The organism is Vibrio sp. L3-7, from assembly GCF_963898195.1.
Classification (GTDB): Bacteria; Pseudomonadota; Gammaproteobacteria; order Enterobacterales; family Vibrionaceae; genus Vibrio; species Vibrio echinoideorum.
This window is the reverse complement of record NZ_CAWQUW010000023.1, coordinates 137,789-158,047: the sequence shown is the minus strand read 5'-3', so window position 1 is coordinate 158,047 and position 20,259 is coordinate 137,789. Positions and strand designations below refer to the sequence as shown.

At 42.8% G+C, this 20,259-nt stretch carries 19 protein-coding genes; 9 read left to right on the top strand and 10 right to left on the bottom strand.

The window, feature by feature from the left end; all coding sequences use genetic code 11:
- Positions 1 to 5: 5 nt before the first annotated feature.
- On the bottom strand, positions 6 to 920 hold the full coding sequence (locus AACW75_RS15760; RefSeq protein WP_017074782.1) for a chemotaxis protein: 915 nt from the start codon (positions 918 to 920) through the stop codon (positions 6 to 8).
- A gap of 211 nt (positions 921 to 1,131) precedes the next feature.
- On the opposite strand from AACW75_RS15760, the gene ppiC reads away from it, so the two are divergent.
- Positions 1,132 to 1,455, top strand: a complete 324-nt coding sequence (gene ppiC, locus AACW75_RS15755) for a peptidylprolyl isomerase PpiC (RefSeq protein WP_261378897.1) — start codon at positions 1,132 to 1,134, stop codon at positions 1,453 to 1,455.
- 134 nt (positions 1,456 to 1,589) lie between these two features.
- On the opposite strand, the gene AACW75_RS15750 is transcribed toward ppiC, so the two are convergent.
- Both AACW75_RS15750 and AACW75_RS15745 read right to left on the bottom strand, forming a co-directional pair.
- Complete coding sequence (locus tag AACW75_RS15750; protein WP_145569040.1) at positions 1,590 to 2,183, bottom strand: isochorismatase family protein; 594 nt, start codon at positions 2,181 to 2,183, stop codon at positions 1,590 to 1,592.
- A 19-nt stretch (positions 2,184 to 2,202) separates the two neighbouring features.
- On the bottom strand, positions 2,203 to 3,030 hold the full coding sequence (locus tag AACW75_RS15745) for a pirin family protein (protein WP_102499747.1): 828 nt from the start codon (positions 3,028 to 3,030) through the stop codon (positions 2,203 to 2,205).
- Positions 3,031 to 3,138: 108 nt separating this feature from the next.
- Here AACW75_RS15745 and AACW75_RS15740 point away from each other — a divergent pair, with 108 nt between their 5' ends.
- Both AACW75_RS15740 and AACW75_RS15735 read left to right on the top strand, forming a co-directional pair.
- Positions 3,139 to 4,038, top strand: coding sequence for a LysR family transcriptional regulator (locus tag AACW75_RS15740; protein ID WP_145569042.1), 900 nt, complete (start codon positions 3,139 to 3,141; stop codon positions 4,036 to 4,038).
- A 408-nt stretch (positions 4,039 to 4,446) separates the two neighbouring features.
- Entirely contained in the window at positions 4,447 to 5,832 is a 1,386-nt protein-coding gene (locus tag AACW75_RS15735; protein ID WP_145569044.1) for an alpha-amylase family glycosyl hydrolase, read from the top strand.
- Between the two features lie 309 nt (positions 5,833 to 6,141).
- Here AACW75_RS15735 and AACW75_RS15730 read toward each other — a convergent pair whose 3' ends face one another.
- From AACW75_RS15730 to AACW75_RS15715, 4 genes are all read right to left on the bottom strand, one after another.
- A complete protein-coding gene (locus tag AACW75_RS15730; protein WP_145569046.1) occupies positions 6,142 to 8,013 on the bottom strand; it encodes a methyl-accepting chemotaxis protein in 1,872 nt (623 codons plus the stop codon).
- Positions 8,014 to 8,470: 457 nt separating this feature from the next.
- Positions 8,471 to 9,841, bottom strand: a complete 1,371-nt coding sequence (locus tag AACW75_RS15725; RefSeq protein WP_145569048.1) for a YjiH family protein — start codon at positions 9,839 to 9,841, stop codon at positions 8,471 to 8,473.
- A 229-nt stretch (positions 9,842 to 10,070) separates the two neighbouring features.
- Complete coding sequence (locus AACW75_RS15720) at positions 10,071 to 10,745, bottom strand: YoaK family protein (RefSeq protein ID WP_145569050.1); 675 nt, start codon at positions 10,743 to 10,745, stop codon at positions 10,071 to 10,073.
- A 153-nt stretch (positions 10,746 to 10,898) separates the two neighbouring features.
- On the bottom strand, positions 10,899 to 11,381 hold the full coding sequence (locus tag AACW75_RS15715) for a GFA family protein (RefSeq protein WP_186437066.1): 483 nt from the start codon (positions 11,379 to 11,381) through the stop codon (positions 10,899 to 10,901).
- 32 nt (positions 11,382 to 11,413) lie between these two features.
- Here AACW75_RS15715 and AACW75_RS15710 point away from each other — a divergent pair, with 32 nt between their 5' ends.
- The 3 genes from AACW75_RS15710 (at position 11,414) to AACW75_RS15700 (ending at position 14,155) form a co-directional block, all read left to right on the top strand.
- Positions 11,414 to 12,067 (top strand): hypothetical protein, encoded by a 654-nt coding sequence (locus tag AACW75_RS15710; protein WP_135457379.1) that lies wholly within the window; start codon positions 11,414 to 11,416, stop codon positions 12,065 to 12,067.
- A gap of 124 nt (positions 12,068 to 12,191) precedes the next feature.
- Complete coding sequence (locus tag AACW75_RS15705) at positions 12,192 to 12,491, top strand: isoamylase early set domain-containing protein (RefSeq protein ID WP_145569052.1); 300 nt, start codon at positions 12,192 to 12,194, stop codon at positions 12,489 to 12,491.
- A gap of 371 nt (positions 12,492 to 12,862) precedes the next feature.
- Entirely contained in the window at positions 12,863 to 14,155 is a 1,293-nt protein-coding gene (locus AACW75_RS15700; RefSeq protein WP_145569506.1) for a peptidoglycan DD-metalloendopeptidase family protein, read from the top strand.
- 168 nt (positions 14,156 to 14,323) lie between these two features.
- Here the strand turns inward: AACW75_RS15700 and AACW75_RS15695 are convergent, their stop codons facing one another.
- Together AACW75_RS15695 and AACW75_RS15690 are read right to left on the bottom strand one after the other, a co-directional pair.
- Positions 14,324 to 16,168: a putative bifunctional diguanylate cyclase/phosphodiesterase gene (locus AACW75_RS15695; protein WP_145569054.1), complete on the bottom strand. Its 1,845-nt coding sequence runs from the start codon at positions 16,166 to 16,168 to the stop codon at positions 14,324 to 14,326.
- A 156-nt stretch (positions 16,169 to 16,324) separates the two neighbouring features.
- Positions 16,325 to 17,239 (bottom strand): LysR family transcriptional regulator, encoded by a 915-nt coding sequence (locus tag AACW75_RS15690; protein ID WP_102551449.1) that lies wholly within the window; start codon positions 17,237 to 17,239, stop codon positions 16,325 to 16,327.
- A 108-nt stretch (positions 17,240 to 17,347) separates the two neighbouring features.
- On the opposite strand from AACW75_RS15690, the gene AACW75_RS15685 reads away from it, so the two are divergent.
- The 3 genes from AACW75_RS15685 (at position 17,348) to AACW75_RS15675 (ending at position 19,442) form a co-directional block, all read left to right on the top strand.
- Positions 17,348 to 18,553, top strand: a complete 1,206-nt coding sequence (locus AACW75_RS15685; protein ID WP_145569056.1) for a multidrug effflux MFS transporter — start codon at positions 17,348 to 17,350, stop codon at positions 18,551 to 18,553.
- A gap of 99 nt (positions 18,554 to 18,652) precedes the next feature.
- The gene (locus tag AACW75_RS15680) at positions 18,653 to 19,003 is read left to right on the top strand and encodes a hypothetical protein (protein ID WP_017074794.1); all 351 of its coding nucleotides are present in this window, start codon (positions 18,653 to 18,655) and stop codon (positions 19,001 to 19,003) included.
- 304 nt (positions 19,004 to 19,307) lie between these two features.
- Positions 19,308 to 19,442: a hypothetical protein gene (locus AACW75_RS15675; protein ID WP_017074795.1), complete on the top strand. Its 135-nt coding sequence runs from the start codon at positions 19,308 to 19,310 to the stop codon at positions 19,440 to 19,442.
- Positions 19,443 to 19,599: 157 nt separating this feature from the next.
- Here the strand turns inward: AACW75_RS15675 and AACW75_RS15670 are convergent, their stop codons facing one another.
- Positions 19,600 to 20,217 (bottom strand): glutaredoxin domain-containing protein, encoded by a 618-nt coding sequence (locus AACW75_RS15670; protein WP_017074796.1) that lies wholly within the window; start codon positions 20,215 to 20,217, stop codon positions 19,600 to 19,602.
- Positions 20,218 to 20,259 lie beyond the last annotated feature (42 nt).

Below are 20,259 nucleotides of genomic sequence, written 5' to 3'. Positions count from 1 at the left end.
AGCGCTTAAGCAGCCGTCGAAGCCTCGTTTAAGACTTTTGCACCGCGTAGCATGGCTTCGATTAATTCGCCCGCATTGAACTTCTCAAGCGCTTCATGTGCACCTACTTGATTCGCTCGGTCGACACAGATTTCACTGGACAGTGAGGTATGCAAAATACAGTAGGCATGACTCAGTGCGCTGTCATTTTGTACTTCAAACGCAAGCTCATAGCCATCTAGCCCCGGCATCTCAATATCACTCACGAGAAGATCAATCGCATTGCCTCTGCTGGCCTCGCGTCGCATCAGATCGATGGCATCTAAGCCGTTATTACAAATGCTGTAAGGGATGTTGATGCTGTCTAAAGCATCAGATAGTTGCTTACGTGCGATCAAAGAATCATCAACCAATAAGATGTTCAGCGCTTTGAGACGCTCCCTTTCTACATCGGTTAGCATTGGAATATGTGCGTTTTCATAAGCAGGATAGATCTTAGAAAGCAGTAGCTCTACGTCGAGCATTTGCACGATACGATCTTCAAAGCGAGTAATCCCAGTAACAAACACATTGCGACCCACGCTTGTTGGTGGCGACTCAATGCTCTTCCAGTCACATTCTATGATTTTATCGATCGAACGAACCAAGAACGCCACAACCGTCCTTAAACAATCGGTGACGATGAGCACGCAGTCTTGGTATTCAGCGGGTGTTATTGGACGAAAGCCAATAGCCGCAGACATATCAATCACGGGAACAGTAAGATCACGGATAGTTACCGTGCCAATGACATGGTGATGAGAATAGGGGATCTGGGTCATCGGTTGGAAAGGAACGATTTCCCTTACTTTAAGCGTGCCAATCGCAAAACTTTGAGTAAGGGATAACTTGAACATCAACATTCCCTGTGACTGACTCGCTTTACTGATTGTTTTAGCCATAAGTGGCTCCTACTTAATACGCGCTTAATTTATAAGGATTAATTTAAAGGGAAACGGGAGCCGCAGCAAGCGACTATGTGGTTTTTAAAGGGCTTTAAGGCAGTTGTTTTCGGTTATAGAGTGAAGAATACGGATTCTTGGGTTAAAATCACGCTAACGCTTGGTGTCGATGAGCCTTCTTAGGTATTTCGGTGATGATTAATGGATTGTCATAAATCGACAGCAACAAATTAAAAGCAACAAACTGAGAATTATCATGGCAAGAAAAGCAGCAGCGCTTCACATCCTAGTGAAGCATAAAGAACAAGCAGAAGACATCATTAAACAGCTTAAGAAAGGCGCGAAGTTTCAAACGCTAGCGAAGAAACACTCTACTTGTCCATCGGGCAAGAAAGGTGGTGACTTAGGTGAGTTCCAAAAAGGTCAAATGGTGCCTCAGTTTGATAAGGTTTGTTTCTCTGGCGAGACGCTTGTACCCCACCTTGTGAAAACAAAATTTGGCTGGCACATCGTGAAGGTTCTTTACAGAACTTAGCTATAAATATGTGTTAGATTGAATAAAAGGAGCGTATATACGCTCCTTTTTTGTATCCATTTTCCGCACTTTAAACGCTTATGTAACTTGGTTGTTCTAAGGCAACCAAAGTTATGTAGCGGCAGTTTAGTGAATCAATGTTGTTTCGAGATGATCTCTTCGAATAAAACTTGGATTAGCTTGCTACCATGGTCAGTGCTCCAGTCTTGCGCCAGTTCTGCAATCAACTGATTGGTTGAAGTTAGGGTAACGCCGTGTTTTTCCATTCTTCTTAGTGCTGTTTCATCAGCTAATGTTGTTGGAGACCCAGACCCGTCAACCACGACCTGTACATTGTAACCTTCAGCTATGGCTGTGATCGCTGGGTAAACAACACATACATCCGTGGTGATCCCTGCAATGATGATATTTTTGCGTCCAGTTGCTTTAACCGCAGCCGCAAAGTTTTCATCTTTCATGCTATCGACAACTCCTCCACGAAGAATACGATTCTCGTAAGCTTCTGGTACTGCGTTAATCAGCTCATCAAAAAGAGGGCCTTGTGCTTGATCTTCCATACTCGATGTTAGGATCAGCGGCATCTTGGTCACATGTGCAGCGCGAGCTAATGCGACCGTGTTGTTTCTGATCTCTTCTAGGTTAGCCGAGCCAACCCAACCCATGGTGCCAACCTGATGGTCGATCAGTAGCATGATAGAGTTTTCTGGAGTGAATGTTGTAGTATTCATAATGGACTTCCTTTTTTAGTTATTGGTTTACTTGCTGGGATTGCAGTTGTTTTATTCGTCTAACACCTGCGATTAAGTTGCTAGTGCTGCTGTGTAATGATGCTCCATTACTAATGAAGTCTTGTTTTAATGGGGTTCCCGAGACGATCACAAACTCAGCATTACTCTCTAATGCAGAGACAGCGATTAGCGATGTATTCTTATCAAACACACCTAATTCACCCGCTGATACGTCTTTACTTCCGACTCTGACAGAGCCATGGCGTACAAAAATAAAGGCTGTTGTCTGTGATGGTTCTCCTGCGTATTGCCATGTGTATTCGGCATCTAAGTTGATGTGTAAATACGTCATATCAACAGGAGTGAGAGCCTTGCTTTGTTTGCCGTTAAATCGTCCCACAAGTACTTTGGTGATTGAATGAGCCTCTTCAACGACAGGGAGTTGCTCTTGTTGTTGGGTTGAATAAGTGACAGGCCCCAATTCATGTTCGTCTTCGGGTAAGGCAACCCAGAGCTGAAATGCATCCGCAACTTTGTTGTCCGGATGAACGGTCTCTTTGTGCAGCACTCCCGAACCTGCAGACATGATTTGTATGCCTCCGGCTTCTAATAAGCCTGAATGTCCGCCGGTGTTTTTGTGAGCAATAGCACCAATCTGTGGATAGCTTATGGTCGCTACGCCTGAATGTCCGTGAAAGTCAAAACCGGCGGTTCCCTTCACATTCGACATTTTAAAGTGGTCCCACAGCACAAAAGGGTTGAGATCTTTCAGGTTCGATGAGCTTACATAGCTCGTTACGGGGCCGTGATTTCGACCATTTCTGATTTCATGTATTTGTCTAATCATTTTGTTAGTCCTTAAATTTGATTGCTGAAAATAATATTAATAAAAGAATCATTACTTGATTAGATGGTATATTTGGTTTTGTTAATCCCGTTATTAAAGGTAATAAGGATGAATCTGAATGACATCAAGGTGTTCATTGACGTTGTAGAGGCTGGGAGTTTTGCTGGTGCAGGTAAAGTTTTGGATATGCCTTCTACGACGGTAAGTAGGAAGGTGCAGATGCTCGAAGCTGACTTAGGCGTTAAGCTCCTTCATAGAAGTACTCGTAAGCTTTCTATGACAGAAGCAGGGCACCAATACTTCCAATCGTGCCAACAACATCTTGCTGCTCTAGAAGAGGCTAATGAACAGATCAAGCAAACTCAGCTAGAGCCAAAAGGCAAAATTCGTATTACGTCGCCATTAGAATTTGCGATTCAATACGTACAACCTTGGATCGTCGAGTTCTTAAATCAATACCCGGATATCAGTATCGAACTCGATACTTCAGATGACTATATCAACATGGTGGAAGAGCGAATGGATATCGCGTTTCGCTCTGGGACGCTTCAAGACTCTTCGCTCATTGCGAGAAGGATTGGTCCCAAGAAGAATATCTGTTGTGCTAGCCCAGTGTTCCTGACAAAGGCTAAGAAGATCAAAGTGCCAGAGGACCTTCAGAAGGTTAATTGTTTGGTTATGGGCCACTCAATAGCCCATAACCGATGGCATTTTACAAAAGCTGAACAGGCTCATCATGTCGAAGTGACTGGTTTCTACGCGGCGAATGGCGCCAGGTTAATTATCGACTCGGCATTGCAAGGGCTCGGCGTCGCTTATATTCCAATTGCATTAGCGACCCCATACCTTAAAAATGGCCAATTAGTGCCAGTGCTAACTGACTATGACACACCAACCTCAGACATGTTTGTGGTCTATCAATTTCATCGATACATGGCGAAACCGACCCGACTCTTTGTCGATTTTGTGATGGAGAAAGTGACGTCAAATGCGCCTTGGGAAGGTTGATGCGCTTTATTCTGCATTTTGTTTGGATTGTTCGATGTTTGTTTCAGGGCGTTTATCAAGAATATCTCGCCTCAAGGCACTGCCTTTGCAAAAGTATGTAACTGAAGTTCTGTCGTAAAACTGTTGTATCATATGCATCGAATGGAATTTAAATGAGAGCTTATACGCTCCTTTTTTGTCACTTTTTTGCGCATTTAAAAGCACTATGGCTGAGTGTTCATCCCAGACGTTATGCGATAATTGGCACTACGCCCTTGACTATCCGCCGTGACTAATCGGTGGGAGGAGGAGGGTTTTTAATGAGTAACTCATATAATAAATACCATTCTTAAGGAAATTTATGCAGCTTTGCCTTTTAGCCTTTGTATTTATCTAGAAAGCTGTAAACAAGTTTGGTAGGAGAACAACATGGATAGTTCAGCTATGTTAAGCAACCCAGCGACAGATGTGATATTGCATGCCTTTGACTGGTGCTACGCTGACGTAATGAAGAACGCCCCACTGATCCAAGAGTTGGGTTATAAATCTGTTTTAGTATCACCAGCAATGAAGTCGTTACGCGGACCTAAAGGTTGCGACCGTGATTCTGGCACCCAATGGTGGCAGCGCTATCAACCACAAGATTATCGTGTGATTGATAATCAGCTGGGTGACACGCAAGATTTCACTGCGATGGTGAACACGTTAAAGCAACACGGCCTTCGTACCTATGTGGACGTCGTATTTAACCACATGGCCAATGAGTCGGGTATCCGTGGCGATTTAACGTATCCAAATCAGCAAGACATGGCGTCTTATCAAGAAGATGCTGACTATTACGAATCCGTACGTTTGTTTGGCGATCTTTCTAAGCCTTTATTTGATGAAAACGACTTTGTTGAAGCGTTTGGTATCAAAAACTGGAAAGACACTTGGGAAGTACAGAACGGACGTATTACCGGCGGAGTTAGTGACCCTGGCTTGCCAACGCTGTTAGACAACGACAATGTGGTCGCGCAGCAGAGAGCTTACCTAAAAGCCTTAAAAGAGATTGGCGTGAAAGGGTTTCGCATAGACGCAGCGAAACACATGACACTGTCACATCTACGCAAGGTGTGGACTGATGATATCTGCGAAGAAATGCACATCTTTGGCGAGATCATTACTGATGGCGGTGCGACCAAAGAAGAGTATGAGTTGTTCCTTGAGCCTTACCTCAAACACACTCGCTTAGGCGCTTACGATTTCCCTCTGTTCAATACTATCTTCAAATCCTTTGAAGAGCAGGGCAGCTTTAAATCTCTGATCAACCCTTACTGTTTTGGTCAGGCGTTATCGAATATGCGAGCAATCACTTTTGCCGTCACTCATGATATTCCAAATAATGAAGTATTTTTGGATCACGTAATGGGTGAAGTTGACGAGCGATTAGCGCATGCCTTTATTCTTGGTCGAGACGGCGGTGTGCCGCTTGTTTACAGTGAACTGAGTACCAGCGGCATTCTGGATCAGAACGGTCAGCCTCGTTGGCTTAACGATTGGCAAGCGCCTTACATGAAAAACATGATTCAGTTTCATAACCATGTTCATGGCGAAGCGATGCGTGTGGTTGAGGCAAATGATGATTTGCTGGTGTTTGTCCGTGGCGACAAAGGCATTGTGGTGATCAACAAGTCGAAGCGAAGTAAAACGGCATCACTGACTTGGACTGGTACAGTAACGGATTTGTTGTCTGGTGCAGTGTTTGATTGTGTCGATAAGACGCTAACCATTCAGGTTGAATCTAATCAGTGCATGATGCTGACAACGAACTAATTCGAGCCTGTTATGATACCAATCGTAGTAAATAACTGGTCATCCTAGCTTGTTAAAACGCTCGATAACTTCGTTATAAATTTTGATTGTAGAATAACTACTTATCGAAAATTTCTGCCTTGTTCTCAAGCCTTTTTCCTGCGCTATTTATGATCACTTACTTACTGTGATTGGTATGAGTTACGTCTAATCGGTTAGAAAGATAAGACTGAAAAGAAAGCCCCGCTTACTAGCAATCAGTAAGCGGGGCTTTTTATTTGAAGCTGTTTATTGGTTACTAAGCGGAGCGTTAGTTAAACAGACAGGCGATTAAACCGTGAACTTGTTCAATAGTTCATCCTGTGCACGAACATTGTCAGTTTGTACCTGCATTGCCGTGTTTGCTTCTTGAGCTGCGTTGGATACTTGTGTTGAAAGGTCTTTGATCTTAACTGTGTTGTTGTTGATCTCTTCCGCTACTAAGCTCTGCTCTTCTGCTGCTGAAGCAATCTGAATATTCATATCAGAGATACGCTGAATCGCGTCACGGATGCGGTCAAGTGAAGAGTTTGCTTGCTGAGCGCGTTCAACGGCGTCAGTGGCTGTGTCTTTACTTTGGTTCATCGCGTTCGATACTGAGCTTGCACCCGCTTGGAGTTGCTCGATCATGTTGCGGATTTCAGTGGTCGATTCTTGAGTACGTTGTGCCAGAGTTCGAACTTCATCGGCTACGACTGCGAAGCCACGACCAGACTCACCAGCACGTGCCGCTTCAATCGCTGCGTTCAATGCGAGTAGGTTAGTTTGGTCTGCAATATCGTTGATTACTTTAAGAATCGTTTCGATGTTGGCTGTTGCTGATTCCAGTACTTGTACTTCTGCAACCGCTTGGTCGATACGAGCTGAAAGGTTATCAATCGCTTGAGTGGTATCACTGACTACAGATGTACCGTCTAGCGTTGCTTCGTCAGCTTCACGAGCCGCTGCTGCTGCGCCTTGAGCGTTGTTCGCTACTTCTGTTGCAGTCACTGCCATCTCGTTCATTGCAGTCGCTAATTGCTCAAGCTCTTGCAGTTGGGTATTCATCGCGTTTGCTGATTCGCCTGCACCTTTAACCGTGATTTCAGTACCACGCTTAATCTCAACACCAATCGCTTTTGATTGAATGATTTGGTTTTGCAGGTTTTCAGTAAAGGTATTAAAACCTTTTGCTAGGTCAGAGAACTCTTGGTCTGTGTTGGTATCTAGGCGCTTAGTTAAGTCACCTTGACCGCTCGCCACATCTTGAATTGCTTGGTTAAGCACATCAAGTGGACGCATTAACACACGAATCAAAACAGTCAGTGCAATGATGCTGAGAATAACCGCAATCAACGAGTAGATCATTGAGCTGTTTTTCAAATCTTCAACGGTTTGGTAAGCGATCTCTTCATCAAGGATTGCACCTATGTACCAATCTTCACTTGGGATGTGAGTGAAGTTCACTAGGAACATCTTGCCGTCGACTTCAATTTCTTGAGAGCCTTCACGAATGCCTGCTTGTGGCATGTAGCTTGAAAGCATTTCACCATTGTTTTTCGCATTCGGGTGAGCAATCGTTGTGCCGTCGGCAGTGACTAGGAATAGGTAGCCCGCATCAAACAAGTTCACTTGGTTTACCAATGTCGCAAGGTTAGTCAATTCTAGGTCGTAGAACATACCTGCCGTGAAGCGGCCGTTGTCTTTAACTGGCGTACCTACAGAGATGATGACTTTCTTACTTGATGCATCCACATAAGGAGCGGTAACAACTAAACTGTTTTTGGATTTAGCATCAATGTACCAAGGGCGAATTCGTGGATCGTAGTCAGGGCCGGCTTCCCAACCGTCATCATTTTCAATGACGAAACCGTTTGCTTCATAACCAAAGCCAACCGCTAGGAAGCTGCTTTTAAGCTTTGGCTTTTCTAATATTTCTTTTACGTAAGTACGATCTTCAGGGTTGATCTCGATGACTTCAGTCGTCGATTGAGCCAACGCTTTCTTGGCGTTCATCTCTGATTCGACGGTATTTTTAACGCCAGAGACCATTTCTTTCAGGCTTGCATTGACGTGGTTTTCTACAGCACTTCTTACAGTGTAAAGTTGTTGTATTGAAAGCAATGATACTGTCACTAGCAGCAAGGCTGATGATGCAGCAACCACCTTATGGCTAAATTTCATTGAGTTTTCCCCTTCTCACAGACTTTGCGAAGACTAAAGTTAATCGTATTTTTGTAATTATATATATCGACTAGATTGAAATTTACTTGAGTTTAATTTCACAAAATAGACTACAAAAATACAACAACCCACACAATGCAAAATTCACTTATTTACATATTTGCTACTTTTGTTATTTGGTTCAATGAGTTGAAGAATTGGTTTAATCGGAGTGTAAGAGCATTAAGAATGTATTAATTTAGCGTTTATGTGTGTTGTTTTCTATTCTCAGACGAGAAGGAAGGTAAACAGATATGAAATTAAATGATATGCCAATTTTATATATTGGATGTACTTCCGGTGGGTGGGTGAATGTATTTTAAGCGGGTAGGGAATGTATTGACTGGCAATATAAAGCCCCACAAAAGTGAGGCTTTATAAAATAGTTCTTAATTACGCTATATCAGTAGGGTCTAATTTAGAATATTAGATGTGCTACACCAGCGATAACCGGAAGTGTAATTAACGTACGCAGAATAAAGATAATAAACAGCTCGAGGATGTTCACTGGAATCTTACTGCCTAGAAGCAGAGCACCTACTTCAGACATGTAGATCAGCTGAGTTACCGACATTGCTGCAATAACAAAGCGAGTCATTTCGTTGTCGATAGAAGCCGCAAGGATTGCCGGGATGAACATGTCTGCAAAACCAACCACGATGGTTTCAGATGCTGCAACCGCTTCAGGAACACCAAGTAGCTCTAGGAATGGAATGAAAGGTTGACCTAGGAATGAGAATACCGATGTGTATTCCGCAATAACCAGTGCCATCGTACCAAGGCCCATCACCACAGGCAGTACGCCAAATACCATATCCACGGCGTTACGGATGCCTTCAGCAAATACTGACTTAGCTGATTTAACTTGTGATGCTTTGTTTACTGCTAGCTCAAGACCCCAAGAGAATGTTGAGTGACCTGCAGGGATCGCGTCAGCGTCTTTGTCAGGCTTGCTGCCATCAATGAAGGTGTCTTTCTTCATGCTTAGTGGCGGAAGGCGAGGGATGATTACCGCAGCCACAATACCCGCTAGACAGATTGCTGCGTAGAAAGGTAGAAATAGGTGCTCTAGCTCTACTTGAGCAATAACCACAAGGCTGAACGTGATAGATACTGCAGAGAAAGTCGTACCAACAACTGCAGCTTCACGCTGCGTGTAGAATTTCTTCTCGTACTGTTTGCTTGTAAGCAGGATACCAACGCTGCCATCACCTAACCAAGAAGCCATACAGTCGATAGCACTACGACCTGGCAGGTTGAAGATTGGACGCATTACTTTGCTTAACAGCGTACCGAACAGCTCTAACAAACCGAAGTTAAGTAGAAGTGGTAATAGTAAACCTGCAAAGATAAACACTGAAAATAGAGTCGGCAATAGCCCTTCTAGGACTAAGCCACCGGTGTTCTCTTCCCAAATAAATTCAGGGCCGACTTGGAAGAAAGCCATGAATGCTGCAGCACCGCCAATAAGACGAACCAACAACCACAGTGGAGATGGGTTGAAAAGGCCGTTTAAAAATGAGTTCGATGTAATGAATGCAGGCTTGAAAATGGTGCTTAAAACGGAAGCTACAGACATGAAGGCAACGATTGCAGTGATAATAGCAACTAGAGACTCACCGAAAACCGCTTGAATTGATTTGGCTAGAATAGCGACAGGGATCGTTAGATCACCTTGGTAGCTGATTGGTGCCATGAAAAGGAATAAACCAATCAGAGATGGGATTAAGAAAACCCAGAAACTGCCTTTAGATTTCTCTGGTTGAGCAGTATTCGTGTTGTTAGACATGTTAATTGTTCTCGTATTTCTACATGTAAAAAAGCCACATCCTTGGCGTTTTTATTCTCTAAACATCCGTATTTTCTCATTGGCTGCAAGATTACCCAGTATTGATAGTGCTTGCAATACTATTCATCAAATATCGCTAACTATTCACACTGGTTATTCTGCAACTCATTAAGAGTTTAGAATAAAGTGTTGCGGATGTTACGTAACTTGAAGATATATTGCCAGATATTTATAAATTGACTGGCGTTTCAGTTCGATAGGTCAGGTAGAGCCAGTAGCTAAATGCGATAATGAAGGCGAAAGAGGCAGGGAAAGCCAGCGCCAAAATTTCAAAGCGCTGGAACAGACAAGCACCGCTTAAACCACCAAACAGAAAGCCAACCACAATGAACATCAGCAGTTTGGCTTTACGACGGTCAAAAGGCATCCCCTTTAAGCGAGCACCAATCATGATCCCAAGATCCGTGATGATCCCGCTCATGTGCGTTGTTCGAATGATCGCACCGCTGTAAGTCGTTATCATGGCGTTTTGTAAGCCACATGCGGCTGAAGCGAAGTATTGACCTGACGTGTAGCCTTGTAAGAGCGCCCAAAGCGCTAAAAATAGCAACCCACCTTCAATACACAAAGCGACACCATAACGGTGTCCTAGCTTTAGTGCTTGGTTCTCAATAAAGAACCCGCTGAAAGCTGCACCTAACATAAAGCTCATTACTACCAGTAAAAGGTGTACAGAAGCCGACGTTGGAGTGAGCAAGCTACTGCCTAACAAAGACATGGTGCCTGAGATATGAGAGATGGCTTGATGCTGGAAACCAAGTAATCCAATAGCATTAACGCTACCAGCCAGGCCAGCTAACAATAAGGCGCCGTATTCAACCCAGCGAGGTAGCTTAGAAATCATGCGGTTCATTCCGGGTTAAAAAAGGAGGAGCAAGATTATAACGCTAGCGAAAAGATACGCTAGCGTTGTGGAGCATTGATATTTGATCTTAGGCAACAGTATTGCAGTTTGTTTTAATGCTGCTGCTTTATAGAGATAAAGGTCAGTAAAAAGCTAGTTGTAGTGACTCATTTGATGGTCGAATTTGACCCAACCGTGTTTCCTTTCTTCGTAGACTGAAAAGCTTGGTAAGGGGAAATCTTGTTCCTTAAACAGCCCTAATGGGACGATATAAAAATCGGCAGCAGCAACGGATTGTAAGAGCATAGTTGTGCCGCACTTAGGACAAAACTGATAAGTGACTTCATTTCCGGTATCACTTATGCGAGAAAAGGAGGTCACTTCGCCATTTAATGTCACTTGCTCTATTGGGTATCTAGCCTGAACACCAAACACACTTCCGGTGCGTTTCTGACATTCATAGCAATGGCATACAGAGGTTCGTTGAGGTTCGCCTCTGCATACTAGGTTGACGGCTCCACAGCGGCATTCGCAACTTCTGATATTTCTATCTTTAATATGATTGATATCCATCCATGCTCCACTTCTAGTTAACCCTGTATTGATAATTATACTAAAGCCCTTTATGGTCTGCACAACTGGATGAAAACAAAAGAATATAATTGCTTATGAAAAAGAAAATCTTACCTATACCTCTGATTTTACTGATTCCAATTGTCATGTTGGTTGTGGTGATACTGGCGGGTATTTATCGCTTTAGCTTAAGTGACGAAGAGATCTTGGCGAAGTTTCCTTCTTCTCAAGTCAGTTATGACCCTGTTGTTGAAACCGTTTTTGATTTGAAGACAACCAACCCATGGACAATTAAAGTTCCTGAAACTAATGCGTACGCTTTTATTAATGAAGTCGATGAACCTAGAGCTTTAGCCTTTGGACGCTATGATTCAGGTGTTGAGCGTGGTGTGGTCACCGTAGACACCAATAACCTTTCAGCTGTCACGCTTGGCAAAGCACGCTTCTTTGTTTCGCCTATGTGGGTCTCAAATCAAGGCAGCGGCGTGTTTTATTACCTAGGTCTGTTTAAACACGATAAACAGCGAAGCCGAGTCGTGTTGGTTGATCAGCTTTTCTTGGGTGATCGTATACAGATTCAAACTTTAGACGTTATGGAACAGAAAAACCTTCAAGCGAAGAATAAACTCACTGGGGAAGGTTTTATCGGCTTTACTCAGCATTCTTCGGAACAATCATTTACAGAACCACCATCTGAAAAGGTATTAATGAGCTTTTATTTTGATACGCAATCTATTGGTAAGCAATAAGGTTTCTGTTAGTGCAAGGATCTGTTGTTTATGTGAGCTAAATTACATATTATCTTAAGTAGATGAATGAAATTTAGACACACTTTGCTTTGTGTCTGCTTATTTTTACAAATGGAGCTTGCGAATGATTAACAAACGTTTTTTTAAGACGAAAGATGAAGTTGAAGTGACCTTCGAGCTAGAAGCTCAAGAAGCGAATTCAGTCTCTATTGTTGCCGACTTTCTTGATTGGAAAGCAACGCCAATGAAAAAGCTGGCAAAAGGTAAAGTTTACAAATTCAAAACGCGCCTACCTAAAGGTGGGGAGTTTCAATTCCGTTACCTCGTTGATGACCAACAATGGGTAAATGACTCGAATGCTGATCGTTACATCGCGAATGAGTTTGGTGAAGACAACTCCCTAGTATCTACGGTTAGTGCTTAATCGCTCGCAGCGTGTTGTCGGTATAAGAAATGTTATGCGCTGGTCTGAACCCCTTTGCTTGCCGTAAGGAAGAGGTTGTTACTGTTTTAAGTATTTCTTTTTATTAAAATAGTAACTGATTTGTTTCGGCTATTAATTAGGCGAAACGGAATAACGTCAATCAATAAAAAGCAGAAACTAGCCGTTTCTGCTTTTTTGTTTTCAAATTCGGCGATTAATTTTATTCATCGTGAAGTGGTTTTTCGCTTACGGTAACTCAATGACTTAGCTCAAAGTGGGCAGATTCACATCATATTATGACAATGCATTGATGATTTATGCGTTTGAAAAGCATATCCTATGCCTTTATATCGCAGAAAGACCTGTTTACCGTGTATTCAAAAATATTTTCCTCTCCGTTTGCTGAGCTTTCATCTGTTAAAAAAGTAGCTATTTTAGGATTGCCACTTATTGCAGCGATTGGTGTTGCTCTGCAATCTTCGCCATCGGATCTGACGAAAACCGTCGATCTGAATTTACCGGACTCAACGGTTATTGAGTCAATTCTGTCATCTTCTTCTGTTACTGTTATTGAACCGCCGACATTTGAGTACCAAATTCAAACGGGTGATAACTTGAGTAGCATCTTCACTCAACTTGGATTTTCGTATAAATCGATGATGAGCGTGATGGAAACCGATTTAAACTTCCTTGCTTTAGACACGCTTCGCCCTGGTAATACATTGCGATTTTGGCGTAATGAGGCGACGGGTGATCTTTCCAAAATGGAACTTCAATTTAGCGTTGCTGATAAAGTGGTTTACCGACGACTTGAAGATAGTTCTTATGAATTTGAAGATATCTCTATTCCCGGCGTATGGAAGCAAAAGCCTCTAGTGGGTGACATTCAAGGTAGCTTTTCTATGTCGGCGAATAAAGCTGGCCTGAACAGCCTTGAGATTGACCACATTGTCACATTGCTCAAAGACAAGCTGAACTTTAGCCGAGATTTACGTGCTGGCGACCAGTTTGAAGTCCTTCAGAAAGCTCAATTTGTTGATGGTGTTGCAACCGGGAAGCGTGAAATTGAAGCGATTAAGATTATTAGCCGTAATCGAGTGGTTTCCGCTTATCTTCATACCGATGGGCAATACTACGATTCGAAAGGTGATAGCTTACAACGTGCTTTCCAGCGTTATCCAGTAAGCAGTGGCTGGCGTCAGAGCTCTCAGTTTAATCCGAAGCGTTTACATCCAGTGACAGGTCGAGTTTCGCCACATAATGGCACCGATTTCGCGACCCCAATTGGAACGCCAGTTCAGGCAACGGGTGACGGCAAAGTCATCATGACGCGTAAACACCCTTATGCGGGTAATTACGTGGTTATTCAGCACGGAAGCACTTACAAAACGCGTTATTTGCATTTAAGCAAGATACTTGTTCGTAAAGGACAAACGGTATCTCGTGGCCAGCGTATTGGTTTGTCGGGAAAAACTGGCCGAGTGACAGGTGCGCATTTGCATTACGAGCTGATCGAACGTGGTCGTCCTGTTAACGCGATGACAGCAAATATTCCGATGGCAGATTCAGTGCCTAAAAAGGAAAAAGCAACGTTTGTAGCCGCTAGAGATGAAGCTGATCAGCTATTAAAGAAAGCATTAGAAGTGCAATCCAATAATAGCTAACTGATTTACTTGTTGGCTGCGCTTAACTAAGCCAACTTATAAAGCCGTGAGCGCCTTGCTAAATAGTCAAATATTTAGTGTGGTGTTCGCGGCTTTTTTGATCGTTATTATTGTCTTTGAATTGCGGCTTCGTCTTTTAAGAGATCAAAGGTTACTCGCTTATGGCTGTTAAGTGAGAGGTTCTGAGTGGGTAATATAGCTGACGATGGCTTCTGGTCGCATCGGCGGTGAGTAAAGATAGCCTTGGATCTTGTCACACCCCATAGCATGCAGTTTTTCTAATTGCTCTCGCTTCTCTACACCCTCAGCAACCAATGTTACGTCGAGTCTATGAGCTAATTGAATGATCAGCCATACAACGCTTTCTGAGGTCGAGTTAGTGAGTAAATTTTGAATAAAAATGGCATCAATTTTAATGCAATCGATAGGGTAGCTGTGGATGTAATTTAGACTGGAATAACCGGTACCAAAGTCGTCGAGGGCAATCGTAAAACCTTGCTCTCTTAGATAGTTGAGCGCTGATTTCGTCTCTTGAGTTGGAGATAACAACACTGTTTCGGTTAATTCAATTACAAACTCATTTGCTTTAAAGTGATGCTGTTCAATGGTGCGAGTGAGGTAGGAAATATAACGCTTAGAGTCGGTAAGCTCATGAGCAGAGCAGTTTATTCCAAGCTTAATTTTGTATCCTAAGCCTTGTTCTAACGTTTTTTTTGCATGGCACACTAGTTCGATAATGCGCTCACCCAATTCAACGATTAACCCCGACTCCTCTGCTACTTTAATGAACTCTACCGGAGATATATCACCATGTCTGGCAGTCTTCCAACGGGTGAGTACCTCGAAGTATTTCCATTGAGTGTCACTTTGACCAACGATTGGCTGCACAACCACGTACATCCCATTCCCTTTAGGTACAAAGCTGTGCGAAATTGGTGTTTCAAGTTCGTTTCGTAAAGCGGCGATCAATTCCGTCTTTCTTTGATAGCGAACTCTTAGATGAGTGTCATAACATTGAATGTGTGTATCTAGGCTCTTTTTGCATTCTTTTAACGCCAAACTGGTGTTGAAGATGATCTGTTCAACGTCTTTGTTATCTCCGTCGGAGCGAGCAATACCAATGCTGACGTCGAAATCGATCTTGATGTCGACGTTACTATACCCTTGCTTTATCTTAGCCAGTATTTGTTCGCACACAGCTATAGGGTCTGAGTGGTAGGTAATGAAGGCAAACTCGTTTCCCGCTGTCCGGAACGTTAAGTTGTTCTCGGGTAGATTTCGGCGCAAGGTCTCTGCGACATATTGAAGTACCTTATCGCCAATGTAATTACCATGTATATCATTGATGGCTTTGAAACTATTTATATCGAGTAAAGCCACGGTGAATGGAGTGATACTTTGTTGAGTTATTGATTCTAAAGTATCGGACAAACAACTGCGATTTTGTAAGCCAGTAAGGCTGTCGTGCGAAACTTCATAACTGAGTTGATTGACCAGTTGTTCAGAACGATCGTTAAACCACATTTCCCTTAGTGTGTGGATGATGATATCTGCAAAAAGTTGGTGGTGCTTTATCACATCTTGCTGTTGATCCGGGCTTAGAGGGGAAGTAAACGTAGAAAATAGCACGCCCATTACTTCACCACTTTGAGTCCGAGTAGGAATAGCGATTGAATTCTGAGAGGTTATTTCTTGTCTAAACGCCGATGTAGGTAACGATTGAATGATGTATTGTGCAAATGAGCAATCGGGATGTTTTTGATTCACAGCTTGTTGGTAGATCTGACCATGGCGGGCGTTTATTTTGTCGTGCAATACATGGTCTGAATGGGCAATTACCAAAGGGACCGTTTGATCTGGAAAGTACTTTTTCTCAATGATACTGGTGTATTGAGTGCCAAATGTTTGGTGCAAAGTGAGCACGGCCGACTCTAAAAGGTCGATACCTTCCAATTTAAGTAAGCGCCCAATGCGTTCCATGTCTATCATGCTGTTGTGCGTATGTTGAGTCATAGTCACCATCCGTAGCTAACCAGATTCAGTATGTAAGCTGTGTTTGTATAGCTGTATATGTATGATTACGCATATTGATGTTCTTGTGTAAGCTTATCGATATGCGTCTAGTTTATTATTGGCCGTGTTGTATAATTTTTCAAATTAAATTGCGACTTATTTCACAGAATCCAATTCAAAAACCTGAGTGATCCGTTCTTTATCCAGTCTATCTTTCAGGTGATCCAAAAATAGCTTTGTTCTTGTATGTGAGTAATCAAGCTTAGGGTAGTACGCGTAAACCATCACCTCATCAGCTGTTATATTTGGCAAAACTGGAACTAATGTCCCTTGCTTCAGATCCTCTTTAATCATCGCTTTGATGGTTAACAACACGCCCATTCCTCTCTTTGCAGCATGAAACAAGGCCTCTGGGTTGGTGGTGGCAAAGTTGCCTTTGAGAGTAATTCGTTGGCCTTTGGTTAGCGTCACTTCACGAATAGGACGTTCTCCCCAAATCAACGAATTGTGCTTCTCCAAATCTTGCTCGCAGGAGGGGTAACCGTGCTTGGCTAAATAACTTGGCGCGGCATAGAACCCAGCTTTGTGTTCAAACAATGCGGTCTTTTTAAAGCTTAAAGAGTTGAGTTGCTCCAGTTCGCGACTGATCACAAGGTCCAAGCTAAGCTCGGGTAGTTGACCTGATGTAGTCGTGATGAGTTGAACCTTAATGTCTGGGTATTTTTCTAAGAAATCATCCAGGTATTGCACGAGAAATTTGGAGCCAACAGCAATGGTCGCGCCTATCTTTAACAAGCCTGCAGGGGTTTGGTTGACTGAGCGAGTCTCATCTATAATCGACTGCCAACTATCAAGTTGATCTTTGGCTCTTTGATAAAAAAGTGCGCCGGCTTCGGTTTGGCTAATCGAACGGGTAGTGCGTTTGAGTAGTTGAGTGCCAATACGTTCTTCGAGCCAGTTGACCCTTTTGCTGATCGCTGAGCTGGTGGTATTAAGCTTGCGTGCGGCGCCATTGAAGCTGCCTTCCTCTACCACTCTTACATAACTTTGTACGTTGAGTATCCAATCCATATTATTTCCTGCTGGGACTTAATTAAATTCCAATTTAGCTAATTATCAATTACTAGTTTTGAATGTAAACTCATTTTACGAATAAAAATCAGACAATGAGGAAAGTTTTTGAGCCAATCGACCTTTAAGAAAACACCATTACTTCTCGCGATGATGATCATCGCAACAGGACAAGTTGGGGTAAGTATCTACTTGCCATCGTTACCATTAATTGCTTCTGACTTAAGTGTTACTCAGGTGGATGTGCAGTTACTTGTAACATTGTTCCTTGTGGGATTTGGTTTGTCTCAGCTTTTCTATGGCCCAATGTCTGATGCCGTGGGAAGAAGGCCGATTTTTTTATTGGGTCAAGGTATTTACTTGGTTGGTACTATCGTTTGTTTTGCTTTTTCTGACAATATGAACGCCTTAGAGGTAGGACGATTACTCCAAGGGTTGGGGGCAGGTAGTGCGTCAGTATTAGGACGAAGTGTGCTTCGGGACAGTTATGATGGTCCCCAATTAACGAAAGCGTTGTCTTACATCTCAGTGACCGCGTCTATTATGCCCATTATCGCACCAGTGTTTGGTGGTTGGATATCGTTTCACCTAGGCTGGCAGGCCGTATTCCTGTTTGTTCTATTGTATTTGCTAGCAATATTTACCTTAGGCTACTTTGTGTTGCCCGAGACTCTCCCTTATGGGAAAAGCCGCTTCGACGCTACTCAAGTTGTAAAGAACTATGGTCGTTTGCTGACTAATCGACAAGTGATCAGTAGTGCGAGTTACAACTGGATGAGTTATCTGGCGAGTTTGGTGTCGCTTTCGTTGTTCCCGTTTTTAATGCAAGAACAACTTGGGCTAACCGCTGCTGAGTATGGTTCTTTGATGATTGTGCCTTCGGCAGGGCTATTGATTGGTAGTGTCGCGTTAAACTTGCTTAATCGTCGGTTCAGTACGCCACAGTTGATGAGCCTTGCGATTTTAATTATTTTGGCTTCAGGCACCTGGCTGCTCACTCACGAGCTAACCATCTTCAACCTTGTGTGGGCCTTTACTTGGTTAGCGATAGCTCAGGGGATATCTTTTCCTCTATCCATTAGCATGTTGCTGAAACCTCACAAGAAGCAAGCTGGCGCCGTATCGGCTTTGTCGGGCTCAATTCAAATGTGTTTGGCTGGTTTATTGGGTGGATATTTGGTTGAAAGTTGGGTGACGACTCATCTGCAACTTGGTGTGTTTTATCTGATCATTGCTGCTGGTATGGGCTGGGTACTTTGGTCTTCAACGAGAATGAATAAGAAAGTTGGTGCTACCGAAGTGGAATATAGTTAAATACTTAATGCGCGATAGTCCAACGTGCCATCGTTAAGATGTTGTATTTGTATGGATGGTTTCCTACAATACTTCGGTCCATTTAATAGGTAATACAACATGCAGCAAAATGAATTTGAAGTACTGGTAAAAGCTATCTGCGCACTAGATGGCCTGCCTCAAGCACTTGAGTTATTGAAATCTAGTGAGGATACCGAAGTCTCTGAGGCTGCCGCATCATTGACTGGTCAATTTGCGTTAGCTGAAGTCGAAGGCGAAAAGCGTATTTACCACGTGACGCTTCAAGAAAACGAACAAGGCGAAGAGCAAGAGTTTATCGAGCATGTAATGAATGAAGGCGATGACTTAATCAAATTTGCCGCTTGGTTCTTTGAAACTATGTTCGAATTAAAGCAAAAAGACACATACCAAATTGCTGGTAAAACCTATAAGCAGCCAAAGCGTAGCTAACGTTTTCGTACTAGTATTTAAAAAAGCAGCTCACTTGAGCTGCTTTTTTTATGACTGTTTACACTTGGTTTATTAGTGGCTGTTAAATAGATTTTAATGGTTTTACATACGATGATTAAATCGACATGGACATGTCTATTAACTTGTTGTTGTTTAAAAATAATCTTGTTTGAGACTGCAATTCAAAGCTACGTTATGAAATTGAGGAGTCTAATTGCACTAAAATGTGATTTAGATCTTGTTTTTGAGTGCTTTAAGTGTAGAATCCGCACACAAGAAAAGTAGATGATGTGCGGAGATAAGCATGAATTACGAACTAGGCCACGCATACCTTGGTCAAATGGTAGCAAAAAACATGATGCATGAAGCATTGTACGGCAAATCAAAGCCGAAGAAAGTGTCGTTCTTTAAGCGAATGATGAAGAAAATGGCTAAGTAAGCATTTTCCAAAACGGAATTTTAAAAGGCCTTAAACTCGATGAAGTTTAAGGCCTTTTTCGTATTAACGATGGATGATTTCATCGTTGTACGTTTTTGTGGATGGACACAAAAAACTTATTCGCTAATCATCAATCTCATGACTCTTCTGAGCGAGATCAGCTAGCGGATTGGTTGGACAAGTCGACAACATTGTTAGGGATGGTGTCTAAACCATTTTCTTTCATCCATGCTTCCAAATTGTCAGCTCCACCGATGTAGTTACCATCAAGCCAGATCTGAGGCACGGTTACCGGCGTTTTCTCACCAATGTGCGCTTTCACTTCAGGGATCATTCGATATAAGGCCGCGCTGTCTTTTACGACATCGTGGTATTGATATTCGACACCTGCCTCATCAAGCATTTTCTTTGCTTTGACGCAGAACGGACAGGTCGCTTTGCCGTAAACAATGTTACCTTTCAAGCTGTCTCGTTTCGTCCATTCTTTAATTACCGATTGAACTAACACGCCGCGGTTGAGTGCCTCACCTTGGCTAACAACCTTGCCTTCAACAACAAGGATTGGAGCATGCCAAGAGCCCAGTTTTAGAGGCTCCCACCAGTGAGACAACCAATCTTTCACTTCCAGTTCGACATCGACATCTGATAACTCATTCTCAAAAGTATCTTTAAGAATGTCTTTGGTAAGGGTACATTCCCCACATGGGATATTAACTTTAAATGGACCCCAGCTGCCTGCCCAACGGTATAGTGTAATCTTGACTGGTTTCTTCATGGTTACGGCCTCGTTTGAATTCTCTTATCCATATAGAACGGA